Source organism: Pedobacter cryoconitis, from assembly GCF_003259615.1.
Taxonomy (GTDB): domain Bacteria; phylum Bacteroidota; class Bacteroidia; order Sphingobacteriales; family Sphingobacteriaceae; genus Pedobacter; species Pedobacter cryoconitis.
In genome coordinates, this window is sequence record NZ_QLLR01000011.1 from 132345 (window position 1) to 148936 (window position 16592).

At 37.6% G+C, this 16592-nt stretch carries 15 protein-coding genes; 5 read left to right on the forward strand and 10 right to left on the reverse strand.

Annotated features, from left to right (window positions below; all coding sequences use genetic code 11):
* Nucleotides 1–188: 188 nt before the first annotated feature.
* From LY11_RS13080 to LY11_RS13100, 5 genes are all read right to left on the reverse strand, one after another.
* Nucleotides 189–1385 carry an MFS transporter gene (locus LY11_RS13080; RefSeq protein WP_111634113.1) on the reverse strand — a complete coding sequence of 399 codons (1197 nt, stop codon included), beginning with the start codon at nt 1383–1385 and terminating at the stop codon, nt 189–191.
* Nucleotides 1386–1524: 139 nt separating this feature from the next.
* A complete protein-coding gene (locus LY11_RS13085; RefSeq protein WP_111634114.1) occupies nt 1525–2433 on the reverse strand; it encodes a helix-turn-helix domain-containing protein in 909 nt (302 codons plus the stop codon).
* A 58-nt stretch (nt 2434–2491) separates the two neighbouring features.
* The gene (locus LY11_RS13090) at nt 2492–5290 is read right to left on the reverse strand and encodes an outer membrane beta-barrel family protein (RefSeq protein WP_111634115.1); all 2799 of its coding nucleotides are present in this window, start codon (nt 5288–5290) and stop codon (nt 2492–2494) included.
* A 185-nt stretch (nt 5291–5475) separates the two neighbouring features.
* Nucleotides 5476–6453, reverse strand: coding sequence for a FecR family protein (locus tag LY11_RS13095; protein ID WP_111634116.1), 978 nt, complete (start codon nt 6451–6453; stop codon nt 5476–5478).
* A 123-nt stretch (nt 6454–6576) separates the two neighbouring features.
* Nucleotides 6577–7161, reverse strand: coding sequence for an RNA polymerase sigma factor (locus tag LY11_RS13100; RefSeq protein WP_111634117.1), 585 nt, complete (start codon nt 7159–7161; stop codon nt 6577–6579).
* A 192-nt stretch (nt 7162–7353) separates the two neighbouring features.
* Here LY11_RS13100 and LY11_RS13105 point away from each other — a divergent pair, with 192 nt between their 5' ends.
* Nucleotides 7354–7734, forward strand: a complete 381-nt coding sequence (locus LY11_RS13105) for a DUF2784 domain-containing protein (protein WP_245952742.1) — start codon at nt 7354–7356, stop codon at nt 7732–7734.
* A 134-nt stretch (nt 7735–7868) separates the two neighbouring features.
* On the opposite strand, the gene LY11_RS13110 is transcribed toward LY11_RS13105, so the two are convergent.
* Nucleotides 7869–8543 (reverse strand): hypothetical protein, encoded by a 675-nt coding sequence (locus LY11_RS13110; protein ID WP_111634119.1) that lies wholly within the window; start codon nt 8541–8543, stop codon nt 7869–7871.
* 86 nt (nt 8544–8629) lie between these two features.
* Nucleotides 8630–9565 (reverse strand): hypothetical protein, encoded by a 936-nt coding sequence (locus tag LY11_RS13115; RefSeq protein WP_111634120.1) that lies wholly within the window; start codon nt 9563–9565, stop codon nt 8630–8632.
* Nucleotides 9566–9702: 137 nt separating this feature from the next.
* Between LY11_RS13115 and LY11_RS13120 the strand changes: the two genes are divergently transcribed.
* From LY11_RS13120 to LY11_RS13130, 3 genes are all read left to right on the forward strand, one after another.
* Entirely contained in the window at nt 9703–10110 is a 408-nt protein-coding gene (locus LY11_RS13120) for a putative signal transducing protein (protein ID WP_111634121.1), read from the forward strand.
* Nucleotides 10111–10328: 218 nt separating this feature from the next.
* Nucleotides 10329–11993, forward strand: coding sequence for a DUF4932 domain-containing protein (locus LY11_RS13125; RefSeq protein ID WP_111634122.1), 1665 nt, complete (start codon nt 10329–10331; stop codon nt 11991–11993).
* A gap of 116 nt (nt 11994–12109) precedes the next feature.
* On the forward strand, nt 12110–13420 hold the full coding sequence (locus tag LY11_RS13130) for a M20 metallopeptidase family protein (protein WP_245952743.1): 1311 nt from the start codon (nt 12110–12112) through the stop codon (nt 13418–13420).
* A 102-nt stretch (nt 13421–13522) separates the two neighbouring features.
* Here LY11_RS13130 and LY11_RS13135 read toward each other — a convergent pair whose 3' ends face one another.
* Both LY11_RS13135 and LY11_RS26900 read right to left on the reverse strand, forming a co-directional pair.
* Nucleotides 13523–14698: an FAD-dependent oxidoreductase gene (locus tag LY11_RS13135; protein ID WP_111634123.1), complete on the reverse strand. Its 1176-nt coding sequence runs from the start codon at nt 14696–14698 to the stop codon at nt 13523–13525.
* A gap of 79 nt (nt 14699–14777) precedes the next feature.
* On the reverse strand, nt 14778–15185 hold the full coding sequence (locus tag LY11_RS26900) for a helix-turn-helix domain-containing protein (RefSeq protein ID WP_211321547.1): 408 nt from the start codon (nt 15183–15185) through the stop codon (nt 14778–14780).
* Nucleotides 15186–16071: 886 nt separating this feature from the next.
* On the opposite strand from LY11_RS26900, the gene LY11_RS13145 reads away from it, so the two are divergent.
* The gene (locus LY11_RS13145) at nt 16072–16287 is read left to right on the forward strand and encodes a hypothetical protein (protein WP_111634124.1); all 216 of its coding nucleotides are present in this window, start codon (nt 16072–16074) and stop codon (nt 16285–16287) included.
* On the opposite strand, the gene LY11_RS13150 is transcribed toward LY11_RS13145, so the two are convergent.
* On the reverse strand, nt 16288–16592 hold a 305-nt coding region (locus LY11_RS13150; protein ID WP_111634125.1), incomplete at its 5' end, for a transposase.

Below are 16592 nucleotides of genomic sequence, written 5' to 3' on the forward strand. Positions count from 1 at the left end.
ATTTCTACTTGGTGATACGCGTAGTTTAACTAGCTGATTTAAGTATTATCTTTCATAAATTTGAATTAAGGTTAACATCTCATCAATTGACACCCTATTTTTCCTTATCTTAAATAGAAAAAGCCTCATCACCGAGGTTTTTTCTATTGTGGTCTTTCCAATTTCATCTTAAAACATTGCATTTCTCTTTAAACAGCAGAAACCTGCGTTTTCTTCCTGATTACCATAAAGGTCAGGATAGAAAGCACGACCAGTACCATATAACTTAAGCCAAGACTTTCCTGAGATTTCGCCGGGATCACTGAAACTATGCCATAACTTAAAATAGAGGTAATGACATATAAAGCCCCTCCTGTTACGCCACTGGCAATACCCGCATTTTTAGGGAACAATCCAAGACAGTAAGAAAAGTAATTATTGAAAACAAAACCCGCTATAAAATGAATGCTGAACGCAAATGCCATCATGGTAATTAAATTGGTATGCGCCGTTGGAATTAAGATCATGGCCAGGGTAATCAGGAACTGGATGCCTATTGCGATACTCAGCTTCTTAACAAAAGGATAACTAATCATTGCTTTCCCCAAAAAGCCGCCCAGTAATAAGGAAACGCCAAGGGCCAGTGAACAATAACCGGTTGTAATTGCCGAATCATGAAAAGTATGTTCAATGATAAAAGGTCCGCTCATTCCATAAACCATAAACATCGAATTTGATAACCCCAGCATAATCAGCCCCAGACTAAAGCTCAACGTTTTAATCATATTGCCATAAATCTGGACAATTGATTTGAAATGAAATTTCTGATAGACTTTCAGGGACTCACCGCCAAATATCAGTTCAAGAACAAGCATGATCAGGGCGAAATATCCGATCAGGTAGAAATTAGATTCCCAGCCAAATGCGGTTTGCAGGTATCCTCCGAAAAAAGGGGCTATGATTGGCGCTGATGACCAGACAATAGAAAATAAACTCGTATAATGCTTTAGCTTCTCCCCTGAAAAAATATCTACGAAATAAGCTCTTTTCCCAACGACAATGGCTGCTACGGTTATACCATGGATGATACGCATCAGGTATATGATATATACGCTATGTGCATTGGCAATTGTAAAACTTGCAATACTGAACAGCAGTAAAGCAACTATAGTTATTTTAAAACGGCCAAAGCTGTCTAGTAAGCTTCCAATAAATAGCTGTGATATTCCATAGCTGATCAGAAAAAACACAATAGTCAGTTGCACTTCTGCATGGGTTGCGTGCAGTTTATTTGCCATATCAGGTAGTGAGGGCAAATAAATATCAGTTGCAAAACCCGATAGTGGTATTAAGACGAATGCAAGAATGGTTCCGATTCCGTCGTGATCTTTTTCAATAATTCTCATTTTGTGCTGCTGCTCTTCTTGCTTTAAGTCTCATTTTCCAGCGAAATGCGTACTGGCAGAATAGTGACCAAAGATATAGGCAAAAGCAGAGAAGCTACTTTCAAAAAACAAAGAAATGATTACATAAATCAAATAATTGCTATAAATTGTATTTAAAGATTGAAGGGGTTACTCCTGTATGTTTTTTAAAATAATTGTTGAAATGCGCAGGATAATCAAACCCAAGGCAATATCCAATTTCCGCTACATCCCAATCTGTATTCTTCAGCAGGGTTTTAGCTTCATCGACAATCCTGTTACTGATCATTTGTGTCGTGGTTTTGCCGGTATGTGACTTGATCACATAGTTCAAATGGTTCACATGGATATTCAGCTGACTGGCAAATTCAGAGGCACTTTTTATTTTAAGTGGATTTTCTGGCGAGTCTACGGGAAACTGACGTTCCAGTAATTCGACAAACATAGGTGTAATCCGATCTGAAACGTCTTTATGTGCGATTAAATTATCCGCAGATTGTATTTTTATCCCTTGATGTATGATCAGCTTTAGTAAGCTTCTGATCACCTCAAATTTATACTCATAATCACTTTTCAATTCATCAATCATTTGTTTAAAATAGCCGCTAACCAACTCCGTTTGTTCCTTATTGAGGAAAAAGACAGGATTAAGTACAGGGTTAAATAACGGACAGGTAAGTTCCAGGCCTTTTTTTAATTCAGCAGAGATAAAAGAGTCATTAAACAAGCATAGGTAGCCTTCTTGTGTTTCTACCGTAGATTCCCAGGAATAGGGTACGGAAGGATTAGAAAAAACAAGTGCCGGCTGGTTCACCTCAATCACTTTATCCGCGAAGTGAAGCCTCCCTGCTCCTATAGTCAGGCACATTTTGTAATGATCCCTCCTGTTATAGGGTGTCACCTTATTGCAGTAGGATCTGGGCTGAACGTTAAAATGACTTGAATTCCCTTTAGGGTTTAACAAATCCGAAGGAATAATCTGATTTGTTCTGTGGTAATAATCTCCAAGGGTTTCTATTGCTGCCTTCATATTGAATTGAATATTTCAAAGAACAAAGATAATTAAAAATAGAGTCAGATTGGAAGGGTTAATTTTTTACCCTTCCTTTTTCCATGTCAGCACTTCCTGTATCCCGTTTACTTTTTTTAGACAATGAACTTCCAAAGTTATAATTGAAGCCTAAAGTAAATACCTGCGAATTAAATTTGTTTCTGAAAGCTTCTGTAGCATTCGGAATATTATTGGTCAAACCATTGTTCTTGTAAGTCTTTAAAATATCCCGCACACTGACTTTAACCGACCCTTTATTATTGAATACTTTCTTTTGAATGCCCGCATTTAATTGTCCGGTCCCATTATTAATAAATTGGCTGTTAGCACGTTTAGTAATATAAAACCCACTTAACTCGGCACTCCATCTGGAAGACAGCGTGAATATATTTGAGCTGTTAATTTCTCCCATAGTCCTGGATTCGTCCAGAAAAGTTGAGAATAACTGCCCTTTAAAGATATTATTAAAGACCTGGATATAGGTATTGTTAAGCCACCACTTTGCCGGCTTAAAAGCGAGTGTAACTGATGCGCCGAGATACTTTGCTGTACCGATATTGCCTATTCCATCAATAAAAATATCCCCTTGCTGTTTAACAACTTCATATTGCAGATCTGAAACGTGTGTATAATAAAGCGCCGCAGTGAGCATACTTTTATAGCTATAAGACAGTTTGAAAATGTCAGAATATTGCGGACGTAAATAAGGGTTTCCCGAAAAATAACTGTATTTATCCACTATCGTGACGAAGGGGTTTAAATCCTGATAGTAGGGTCTTCGAATTCTCCTGCCATAAGAAGCAATCAGTAAATGATGCCCCGCGCTATCTAATTTATAAGACAGATAAGTTGTAGGAAACAGATTGGTATAGCTTTTTACAAAGGAAGAATCGGGTCTTACAATACTTCCGAGCTGGTGTCCCCGGGTATTTGTATTTTCTGCACGCAAGCCCGCCTGGAATGAAAACCGCTGATAAACCTTACTATAATTCAAATAAGCAGCATTGATATTCTCTTGGTATAAAAAGTGATTCGTAAAATCAGGATTTGATGTACTTACTTCTTCAGCTACATTAAAATAATTTGCTTCGTTATCAGTTTGGATATAGCTGCTTTTAAAACCTGCTTCAAGTTTAGCTTTACCACCTAAAGGAAGCGTATAGTCTGTTTTAACGGAATAAATATTGATTTTAGTAGGCAAATGATCGGTAATAACCTGTGTATTTGTAAGTGTGCCGTCAGTAGCGTAAGTCTGGTTAAAAAATCGCTGGTTATTGGTTGAATTATAAATCACAGCATCAAGGTCAAAGGTGATCACTTTGCCTAAACTATCAAACTGATGGCTGTAGTTCAAATTGAATCCTGCATTATTAAAGTGTCCCTTACTCGTGTTGTCAGCATAAATTAGTGAGTCCAGCTGGTGATTTTTATTTAGCAGCTGATTGGTTGAATTGGTTTTGCCCGACTTTGGTGTAACCGAACCTGTAAAGATTATACCCCAGGTAGTTTTAGGGGATTGGTAATAGTCCATACCTATTTTGATATTGCCGGAATTACTTTTGTCTTTTAGGATAGATTTGAGCCTGAATGCACTCTTAAAAGCATTGTTGGGGTCAAAATAATCACGATCCTCTTCAAATTCCCGGTAACTCTGAGCAAGTGTATAAGAAGTACTTGAAAAAAGATTGATTTTATTGACCCGGTAATTCAGGTTCAGGCTTTCATTAGTTTGCCCTGTATGTGCCAGACTATAATTAGCCGATAAAGAGCCATTGAATCCATTCGCTTTAGATTTTTTAGTCTTGATATTGATTACTCCCGCATTACCAGCAGCATCGTATTTAGCTGGCGGATTATCCATAAGTTCAATCTGATCTAAAAGTGATGCTGGTAAAGATTTCAAGTAACCAGCCAGATTAGTTCCTGACAGATAGGTAGGTTTTCCATCAATAAAAATAGTGACCCCGGGCTTACCCTTAAAACTGACTGTTCCATTTCCATCAACCAATACACCAGGTGATTTTTCAAGTACTTCTAATGCGTTTGCACCTTCATTTGAAATCAACGCCCCTACGTTAATAACCGTACGGTCCAGCTTTTGCTCAATATATGCTTTCTTTCCTGTGATAGTGACTTCATTCAGGCTCCTGCTATTTGCGCTCAGCAGGATAAATGGTAATTGTATAGTTTTAATATCAGCCAGGTTTACTGCAACGCTGACACTATCCATACCTATTGCTGATATTTCAACCAGGTAGTCGCCTTTATCTTTGATTGTTAACTGGAAATTACCCTCCAGATCAGTCTGTTTTCTTTGCAGAATCTCATTACTATTTATTGCTTTGATACTTACTGTAGCAAATTCCAGCGGTAAATGATTTAAACTGGTCACTTTACCTTTAATTATATAGTTTTCCTGCAAACTATTTTTCTCCAATAAAATGTTATGGTCAATTTGTCTGAAGGTAAAGAAGGTATTCTGCAGCAGTTCGTTTAATGTTTCCTCTACTGTTCTTGTAATTACTGGAATATTCAGCTCTGATATGTCTTTAACATCGGCTTTACGGTAATAAAATCTAAACGTACTTTGTTCCTCTATCTTCTTTAAAGCAGTGACCAGGTTATCGTGTTTCAGGCCAATAGTTACCTGGTCAGTTTTGATATTCTGTCCATTCAGCGAAGTAGCAAACAGCAACTGCAAGGTGGTAAATAATAGAAGAGCTGATAAGATGCTGATGCGCATTAATTGATAGATAAATTGTTTTTTTAATATTTTGCTGTCAGTAATAATGGCATATAATGCCCCCTGTCTCCGCATTTTCGCAGAAATATTCATACTTTTAAATGTTTTAAGTGATACCAATTGTTTAAAACCCCGGTTCTTCCGGGATACCTGTGAGCTGATTGCCGTCGGCTTACAGGTTTTTGCTCATTACTACTTTCCTTGAGTAGTTATAGCCTGATTAATTCTATCTTCTGTTCATCTTATTTTATCGGTTTGCTGCTGCTGATTCATTTGCATTAATTACATCCTTGCCCGCTAATCACTATATTACCGTCTTTTTTAGTGGTATAAGAGGCATGATTAAAAGCACAAATCACTTTTAATATTTTATCCAGTTTATCATAAGAGAGTGCCGATCCACTAAATCTGCAATCTTTTATCTTTTGATTTTCGAAACTGATCTTCACCCTGAATCGCTGTTCTAATTTCAAAGCCGCCTGTTCAAAAGTTATGTCCTCGAATAGAAGGTCACTCTGCTGCCATGCTATAGCCTGCTGACTATTGGTTTCAGCCTGAATTGCTTTATTATCCGGAATATTAAAGATGACTTGCTGATTGGGTTTAAGTATCGCCAATTGATCTGGTCCATTGGCAACTTTAACTTTTCCACGGGTTACAGTTACCACAATAGTCTGTAAAGATTTGTCTTCTTTGATATTGAATGCGGTACCTAAAACAGTCGTAATAAGCTTTCCAGTATGCACAATAAACGGTCTGTCAATATCATGTTTAATATCAAAATAGGCTTCTCCCGATAAGCTGACCTCCCTTAGCTTACCTTTAAAAGATTGCGGGTAACTTAATACTGAATTTGAATTGATCCAAACCTGGCTGCCGTCTGGCAGAATAACCTGTTTTTTTTGATTGGAAGAAACCGTTAATTGGGTAACCGGCGAAGATTTAATATCCTGATGTATCACCGGCCATAACCAATACAAAGAGAAAACAACAGTTATCGCTGCAGCAACCGCTACCCATTTGTGCCATAAATATCTTTTTGAAGGAATAGCTTTAGCTGCATGTATAGTTTGATGAATATCATCATATACCCTGGCAAGCCATTGTGCTTTACTGGCCTGGTCCATACCCGTCCATACATCCTGTTGAGGATTCAAATCGGATTCCAGCCATTGCGTTATGATTAAATCTTCTTCTTCAGATGTCTTTCCCTTCAGATAGTTATCCAGCAGGAATTCTATATCGTTATGATTCATTTATCGGAACTTTTGCAGTAGCCGTATGAACTTCCATTAAGTACTATCAGAAAATGATTAAATTAAACGATTTTTAAGTTCTCTGTGCTGGAGCTTGTTTAAGAAGTTGTCCGTAAACCTGGCTTAAGAATTTATCCAGTATAACAGTGCGGTAACTGATACCTGAGCTAATACTTTCTGCAAATGTTTTAATGCTGTTGAAAGCTGATTTTTGACAGTTTGTTCTGCCAATCCAAGTTTTTCAGCTATTTCTTTAATACTCAGCTCTTCTACCCTGCTCATTTGATAAATTTCCTTTACTCTTGGAGAAAGCTCGTTTAGAGATTTCTCAATAGTATTCTCCAGCTCCTTCAGATATATTTTTTGTTCAATACTATTGTGGTAAGCATATCGCAAAGATTTTAAACTGTCTGCATATTCTTCACGGGTAATATTCTTGCGGATCTTATCAATAATACGGTGACGAACCAGCAAATATAAATAGGTCTTTAAATTTGAGGTGACAACCAATTGATTTCTATTTTCCCAAAGCTTTACAAACAGGTCATGAATGAGATCTCTCGCATCTTCTAAGCTGAACAACTTTGAGCAGGCAAAACCAGCCATATTTTCCGCATACCGGCTGTAAATCTCCGCAAAAGCAGATTCGTCATCTTCTTTAAGAAGTTCAATCAACTGAAAATCATCTAACCTCGTGTACACCTTCATTGTGAGCAGGCTAATGTACAAATCAGCGATAAGGAATGCAACTCTATTAAAACTTCAGCGAATGACTGGATTTATAGCTATACAATTAGATTTTTATATCTTTATAAGCACGCAGTGCAATCAAAGAATATGCTACTGATAAAATTACGGCCAGTATGCAGAGATTGAAAGCAGTGTATATTTTGAAAAAAGATGATGTATATACTGCTTGACTGGTTTTTCACTTTGCTTCATCTGCTCATTATCGGCTTTAATTTATTTGGCTGGATATGGCCATCTGCAAGAAAGGCACATCTTATAGTAGTAACGCTCACTTTAAGCTGCTGGCTGATACTTGGTATCTGGTATGGGCTTGGCTATTGCCCTATTACAGATTGGCAATGGCAGATTAAAGAAAGACTGGGTGAAGTTAATCTCCCCAATTCTTTTATTAAATATTATGCTGACATGATTTCGGGTCAGGACATTTCCTCTTCTTTCATTGATACCGTAACCGGAATTAGCTTTACGCTTGCAGTAATCATCACTATCTATGTGAATTTCATCAAAAGAAAACGTAAAAAAGTCAATTAATCAGCATGAAGGCAGAAGACTTGTAGTGATCTGACAGACGCTGAAGCCATACTGAAGAATCCTTGCTTATGCTTAAAGCTCAGCCCGGTTTTTACAATAATAACTTCTGATTTATTTGAACTTGCTGGTCTATTTTAGCTTTTTGAATTATTATATTCATGAACAAGCTTCTCTATCACTTTAAATGTGAAAGAATTGGTTTGGTTGTAATTTTGAGATACTTTATCATTATCCGCCAGCATATCTTTTAATAGTTCTTTGCGCTCTTTTCTGGTTTTACTGCCAGCACTTATAATCTTATTATACTTAATTGATGTTATCCGGGAACTATCTTTCTCTATGAACCAGCTTGTATATTCAGCATTTGGAATCCCTCCTGTGGCAATGGCAGAGCTAATTGCGCTGGTTACATCAAGTGCATTATCCATCTGATTACCGAAAGTATAAGCTTTATATTCATATAATTTTATTTTCCCGTCTTCTATACATTTTAACCAGGATGCTTGCTCAGGTATAGCCATCTTTTTTGCCAGATCTTCAGGAATAAAACCAGGAAGTACCTTACTGCGGTAAAGCACTTTGTTTTTCGCATTATAATAAGCGGTATATACGTTCGGATCTAATTTATAAGTGCTGTCTGCTGCAATAAGTTTTGCTCCCCCTATCCAATAATTAGCTTTAATTTTACCGTATATCGTATCATTAGTTTTTGTAACCAGGTAACTTTTATCTTTCAATGGCGAATCTGCACGCGCTGAAAGGCCCAATGCCAACAAAGGAAGTGCTATAAGTAATTTAACAGGGATCATAGTTTTAATTGTTTAAAAATAAATAAAGGGTAAAAGATAGATTAGCTATTTATTTACCGGATGTGTGTATGTTGTGAAATCCCTTTTTAATAATCTCCGGGTTCCAGCAACAGTTTCATAAATAAATCTAAGGATTCAGCATCTTCTTCATGATCAACAGAGGTCACACTATTTCCGAAAATATCATTGACTTTTTTGATGGACGCTAACTGTTTCCCATTTTTACCAACAATATTTTTCTTCTCGTTTCCAAAAATATCGGTTGTAGTTTTTATAGCCGCAGTAGTTTGCCCGCTGCTGTTACGGATTGTGATGGTTTCATCGCCAAAAATATCTTTTGATTTCCTGATCGAACCTATACGTTCCCCGCCAGGACCAGTTATATCTTTCGTTTCATCCCCAAATATATCATTTGATGTCTTTATGCTCATAGTTCTCTTTCCGTTTGCATCAAGGATTAATACAATCTTGTTTCCAAAGATGTCGGTTGACTTTTTAATTGAGCCTGCTTTTTCCCGGTTAGCACCAGTAATATGTTTTGTTTCATCCCCAAAAATATCAGTAGAAGTTTTAACAGCCAGCTTCAGCCTTCCGTTTCCATCATTAATCGCAATAGTCTCGTCCCCGAAAATGTCAGTTGATTTTTTAACCGACCTTATCAATTCACCGTTAGCACCTGTAATGCGTTTGGTTTGATCGCCAAAAATATCTGTCGATGTTTTTATAGTTACTTTTGATTGTCCTTTTTCGTCATAAACAGAAACAGTTTTATCTCCGAAAATATCGGTTGATGTCTTTAGGGACTGTATCCGCTCTCCATTTGGCCCAGTCATATTTTTTATCTTATTTCCAAAAATATCGGTGGAATGCGTAATTGCAGCCAGTTTATTTCCCCTTTTATCTTTGTAAGTTTCAATCGTGTCTCCAAAAATATCAACAGTCTTTGAGATTGTATAAGTCTGAGCATTCATGGTCACAGCACCCGTTAAAAAAATCAGTAAAAGAAGCAGTTTCATTTTCATACGCGCAAAACTCTAAGTTGTGAATATAAGACTGTCCCGGATAAATTCAGCACAGATAGTGACCAAATATTGATTACACCATGCGTTTTTACAATAAATCAACACTAGAACCGAATTTATTGAACTAATTTCACTGAATGGATAAAATCGTCGTATTTGAAACATTCTACAACCCTATAGAAGCAAATATTGTAAAATCAAGATTAATGGACGCAGGTATCCAATGTTTTCTATCTGATGAAAATACGGTCACGCTTAATCCTTTGTATACCCAGGCATTGGGTGGTGTTAAGCTCCATCTTTTTGAAAGAGACGCTGATGTGGCCAGGGGTATACTGGAAGAGACGATTCCGGTTTCCGAAATACCTGAACAAGAGGAAGGAGAATACGTTTGTCCTCAATGCGGATCTCACAATGTGGGTTATGTTCAGGCCACAAAAAAAAGGTTTGGCATTTTAACTATGCTGGTATCCATAGCTTTCTTTGTTTATCCATTCCACGCAAAAAAAGTGCACCACTGTTTCAATTGCCTCCATGAGTATTAATCAGCCCCGCTATTGCACGCGAAAAGCTTTGACATCATAAGTAAAGAAAAGCAGATTATACACGAAATTAAAATAAACCACAAAGCAAGTATATTTCCGTAAAAATAATTAGATTAGTACTCTTGTATAAGTAAACAAGCAGTTTGAACAACTACTGTTAATAAGTAGTTACTACTGTAATTTGAACCTGACTTCCTGTAACACTTATTTAATAACGTATGAAAATAGCATGCTCAATTTTATTATTCTCCGTAATTGTTCTTTTTTCTTCATCTCCGGTTTTTTCTCAGAACCGGACGACCAATGAAAAATTCAAGGAATGTAAAGTAGTATTAAATGGAGTAAATTTTACAGTGGACCCGCGGATTGAGTTATTTCATACGATCGAAGTGTTGCAGGGAATTCCGCTTGTAAATTCAATAGAGCTGGATTACAAGGAAAAAATAGCCGCTAATTTTAAGCCATTTAAGCAGCATGCGCTTTTTGCTTATTTAGATCGGAACCCTATGTATGAAAAGCTTTTCGGCAACAAAATAGAAGGCCCTATCTGGTTTATGCTTCATTTAACCAATGATTTTGACTGGAGAAAAGATGTATCTTCTCCAGATGAAAAGAATCCTCAGCTGGACTCTCTGAGGATTTTGCTTAAAGATTTCTCCATGAAATCAAACTATCCTAAGTTCTTTAACAGCAATTCGGACCTTTACAATATTTCTTTAGCGACGCTCGCTTATAATCTCCCGGATTTCGATGAGAAAAACCGGCTACTGAAATATTGTGGTGAACAGCATGGAAAAAATATACAGTTTAATGTGATCCTTAATTTTCTGGGCTGGGGTAATTTTGGTCCGCGTATTTATAAAAAAGATGGAAAAGAATTATATGCTGTTATTGCTCCGGAAAAAATTGCAATCCGTATACCGACGTTTGATATTGCAGGGCTTTACAGGCTGTTATGGCATGAATTTGCACATTCCTTTGCAAATCCTGCTGTAGAAAAAGTTGAAAATCAGCTTACTCCCTTCAGTTACTTGTGGGAGCCTGTAAAAGTATCTATGAGGGCACAAGCTTATAGCTCATGGGATGCTGTAGTTAAGGAACAATTGACAGAGGCCATTACTTGCAGGCTTGCTGCACAGAAATTTGGGGAGGATGCAGCTGAGTTAAATAACGTGAGGTATCAAAAAGGGAAGGATTGGATCTACCTTAATTCGCTGCTGAAGGCACTTAAATACTATGAGGCAAACCGAAATGCCTACCCTACGCTCGATAGTTTTATGCCGAAGATCATCGAATCCTTTGAGGAGATTAAACAAACTGATATTGATGCCTGGGTAGCAGAAAGTGAACAAATCAGAAAGCCTGACGTAGCTGCGATGCCGGCGACAGGAGATATTTATGATAAAGAAAACATACTTTTTATTGTATCGAGCGATGAGCCGGATAAGGAAGCAGATCAAAGGCTCAAAAAATTTATGAATGAATTTAAAAATCGCATATCATCTTTAAAAGATGCAAGTATAGTCGCCGATACAACTGCTTTGAAGATGGATTTATCTGCCTATAATCTTTCTGTCTGGGGAACGCCGAAAGGGAACAAGTTTCTGCAGAAATACTTACCTCAAATACCTCTTCTGATAAAAGATGACAAAATTATTGGGGAGAATATCTATCAAGGCACTGGCTACGGAGTATTAATCGGTTGGGTGAACCCTCTTAACGACAAGAATATAATGGTCATACATACTGCACAGAATCCTGATGATCTGGTTGACTTTAATAGAATCATGAATGGAGGAGGAAATTATCATATTTTCAAAAACTATATCACAGTGAAACAAGGCAATTTCAATAGACAGAGCAAGGTCTGGCTGGCCAAGTAGCCATGTTAAGATAAAATAAACAAGGATTAAATAAAATTCATAATCAAACATAATTGTAACAATTAATCAATTACACATTCTAATGGTTACTGATTTAAAATCAATTGGTTATAATTATGAAAAAACTTGTACTAGTCCTAACCTGTTTTATGGTTACTGTTTCTTATTCTTTTGCACAACAGCTGAAATCTGAAGCAAGAAATAATAATTCAAAAAGAACCTTAACTCATGGAGCTATTAAACTCGAAACTGATCGCATCTTTAATAAGTTAGTTGCACTCAGGAGAGACCTTCATGAAAACCCTGAATTGGCAGGCAATGAAATACGTACCCAAAAAATCATCGCTCAATATTTACTTGACCTGGGACTTGAAGTTGAAACCAACATTTATGGCCATGGCGTTGCAGGAATTTTAAAGGGAGGAAAAAAAGGAAAAACCATAGCCTGGCGATCTGATATGGACGCGCTACCTCAGGATTTCCCTGACCCGGTGGCTTTCAGATCTGTAGTAAAAGGTGTGCAGCATGGTTGTGGTCACGATATACATATGGCAATTGGACTGGGAATAGCTGAAGTGCTTGCGAAAAATAAAGAATCTTTAAAGGGAAGTGTATATTTTATATTTCAACCTGAAGAAGAAACTTTTATTGGAGCAAAGGGCATGGTCAACAGCGGTTTGTTTTCCAAAATAAAGCCTGACGAAATTTATGGTTTACATGTATCTGTATTGCCGGTTGGACAAATAATGGTCAAGCCCAATGAAATGTTTGCCTATCAAAAAAGAGTAAGAATCAAATTAAAAGATGAATTACCGAAGGAGGATGCAAAAGTGTTAACGAAAAAGATTCATAGCGCTTTATTTCGTGCAGCTAATGGCAGTAAACCCTGGGAAATACAACATATTAATGATCCTAAAATTGGACCGGCGAACCCGAATACCATTTTTAAGGATTTCCTGATCACTGATGAGAAGTTTACCATCTATTCTAAAAATGGCAATCTTTTCCTGGAAGCGTATTTATATGAGACGAATTCAGCAAATCTGGAAGCTCTAATTCCCAAAATTAAACAAGTAATAGCGGAAAGCGGCTATAATGACCAGCTGCTTTCTATTTCATTTGTACAAGAAAACCCAACGGTTATCAATAATGAAAAGCTAACGGATATTGCAACAAAAACCCTTAAAATTATTTTCGGAAAAGACGCAGTCACTACTGATTATGGTCAACTTCCATTTTTCAATGACGACTTCACCTATTTTCAACAAAAAGTACCCGGAGTTTACTTCTTTCTTGGAGGCTCTAACCTTGAAAAAGGGATTATCGCAATGAATCATGCACCGAATTTTCAAGTTGATGAAGAAAGTATCAGAACGGGCGTTAAAAGTTTTTCATCTTTAATTCTGGAGAGGCTAAAGAAAAACTAAAAATAGTTTTGTAATTTCTATAACCCCTGCTAACGTAATGTTTGCAGGGGTTATATTTATGTTTTTGAAAATTAAAAGAACTGCAGCTCACTAATCTCCATTTTAGCTAAACAGCTGTATGAACTTCTTAATGGATTCATCAGATGGGGAAGAAAAATCTTTTATTCCTTCGAGTGCCTCTTTCGCTAATAGGGTAGCTCTTGTCTGCATTCGTTTTTCATATGCTGCGATCGCAGTCTGGATGCTTTGAAATTCACCACTAGTAAGACATTCACTTAAATCCAAAGCATCAAGCATAGCTGTATTCACTCCCTCACCCGATGGAGGCATCAGATGTGCCGCGTCTCCAATAAGGGTGAGGTTCGGTTTTGCCTCCCAATTCTGGTCTAAAGGAAAATAGTTCAATGGCCTTACAGCAAAACAGCTACTTGCTTTAAAAAGAGTAAAAAACAGGGGGTTCCAGTATTCGTAATATTTAACTAAGTAAGCACAGACTTCTTCCTTATTATTAAAATCGATCCCACTGGTTTTGAACCAATCCTCAGGATAAAGGGAAGAAGCATAAAAAGTCAGTCCACCAACCCCTCTTGGTTGCACAGCAATTGTTTTTCCGATACCCATCGCCACCAGATTGGCATTGTCAACTAACGCATAAATTTCAGGGCATTCTTTTTCAGGACCGTCTATTTCGCCCTGAATAATGGTTGCGCCCGAATATAGCGCTTCAATGGCTGTCACGTAAGAGCGTATTTTTGAACGATAGCCTTCTGCTCCGATTACAATAGCTGCAGTAGCTGTCGTACCATTTTTAAACTTAAGTTCCCACGCATCATTTACTTGCTCCATGCTTACAAACTCACTATCCCAAACAACGGTATCCGGCAAAAGAGCAGTTATCAAAATGTTTCTCAGCGCGCCTCTGTCAATCTCCGGTCTAAAGTGTTCGTCACCAAAACCGGCCTCAGAATCTTGATTATGTTCATCTATGCAGATATTTCCATCCTGATCAACCATGCGGTACTGATCGGCCCCAGGCATGTAATTAGCTTTGAAGGCATCCATTAAATCTGCAGCTTCGATAACTTTCAGACCTGATTCAAAGTGGAAATCAACGATTGCGCCCTGCACACGCGCTTCTTTGTTAAAATCCCGCTCATAAACCTTCACATTTGCCCCTTTAAGCTGTAAAAGCCGGGCTAATGTCAAGCCACCAGGGCCACCGCCTACGATTGCTATTTCTTTATTTTGTAAAAGATCTGTTGTTTCTGACGTTTCCATTTTTATACCTCTTTTAATTCGATACAAATGAACACCTTATGTGAAGCGTAAACAATGCAGATACGCAGTGAGTATAGGACTAATCGAAGTTTTTAGTCCGAAAAGCCAAGGGAGTCATTCCTGTAATTTTAACAAATAGCCGAATAAAATAGGAATAATCATCATAGCCGAGTTCGCCTGCAATCTCTTTGATGGATTTATTGGAGTGGTAGAGCAGGCGTTTAGCTTCCAAAATAACACGTTGTTGTATGTGGTACGAAACGGAGTTCCCGGTTGCAGTTTTGACGCATTCATTCAGGTAAGGAGTAGATATATTCAGGCTTTTAGCATACGCCATCGGGCTTTTTACCTTCGTAAAATCTTGTTCTAATGTAGATTTGAATGATTTGGTGATTACTTCGAAACGTGAATAGTTATCGGCAGTTTTAGCTAGAGATAAGTATTGCGACACGACCAGGGTGACTAAAGTGTTACAACTTTCTTTCAAAATGGAATTATATAGCTTCTCGTGTTTCCTTTCAGAGAATTGAATGCAGAGAGAGGCTGTCTCTGAAATGATGGAAAATGTTTCTGGTTTTAAAGCTAAAGCGTCCACGGGTGTGAGGCCTGCTAATAATTTCAGGTTTTCCTGTTGTAGGTTTTCACTGGTGATTATCCAGCTGGTAACTGTTGCATTGTCAAACGTTAGGGGCCGGTGTATTTGATCTGGATTGATATAGATAATGGATGATGGTTCTAGATGATGCAGCTGAAAGTCAATTTCAATGTGAGTTGTCCCTTTTTCCTGTAAAATAAATAAGTGCCCATTGTCCCGGTGAGGCCGCTCAACTTCTTAGCATTCGGCGGGCCATTATAAAATGTTCTCCCAATAATTATTCCTTCTCTGGTTCCAGAGGGCAATCTGTTGACATGAATATGTTCGCTTTTATTTCGCATCGTGTTGCCTGGTAAAGATAGTTTTTCGCATAGATAAAGATGATTTTGAAAAACAACTTCATGATCAAGTTAATATAACAAAAATAAATCTATATCGGCCGGGTACTGCCTGAGTACTGTTCGGGTACTCGTTAGGGTGAGAGCAATGCTAAAGTAAGGTGAGAGCATGGCAAGTCCAAGTAAAAACAACTAGTTGAAATGACTTGGACTTGCCATGCTTAAAGGCTGTTCTCAACCTGGTGTCATCCCGACCACCACTCAGGCACAACCAAACAATAACTAGTTGAAGATTAATGAAATTATAATTTCCCCTTTGACTAACCCCCGGACAACTACGGACAATTGCAGACAGCTGCGGACAATTGCGGACATTTTTTACGCATCAGGATAATCTTTAACGCTAATAGCTTACATTGGTGGAAAGGCATTTATTTATTATGGGAAGTTTAACGGGTAAATTTTCAAATGGAATCCTGGGCGATTTTATTTTTAAAGCAGCAGTTTGGAGTACAGATTGTTTCAAAAGTTCTGTACTGGGCATAATGAAACAATCAATGGAAACCCGAAAAAGGCATCAGAGAACTTTCGTAAAAGTAGCAAACCTGGAAAAATCAGGAAGGAATCAGGGATCAAGCAAAAAAGTTGGGGAGTGACTATGCATATATTTTAGATAGCCTAAAAAGAAAGAACTTGACATTTCTCACCCCTCTAAACTGTGATCTAAAGGCTTTTATCTTTGCGTTAAATGATTCTGCAGAAGCATTCGTGGATCTGTTATCAAAATAATTCAATATCGTTTCGTAGTTGTTCTGAACAGTCCTTGCGATTGTATTAAATGACTTGCACCCCGCTTTTTCTATCCTGTTGTACCATATCGCCAGTTTCTTAAATGCGACCAACCTGTCTTTTGAGTGGCTAAGTATGGAGGATAGTTCCTGAGAGACCTTGTAGGCCCTTT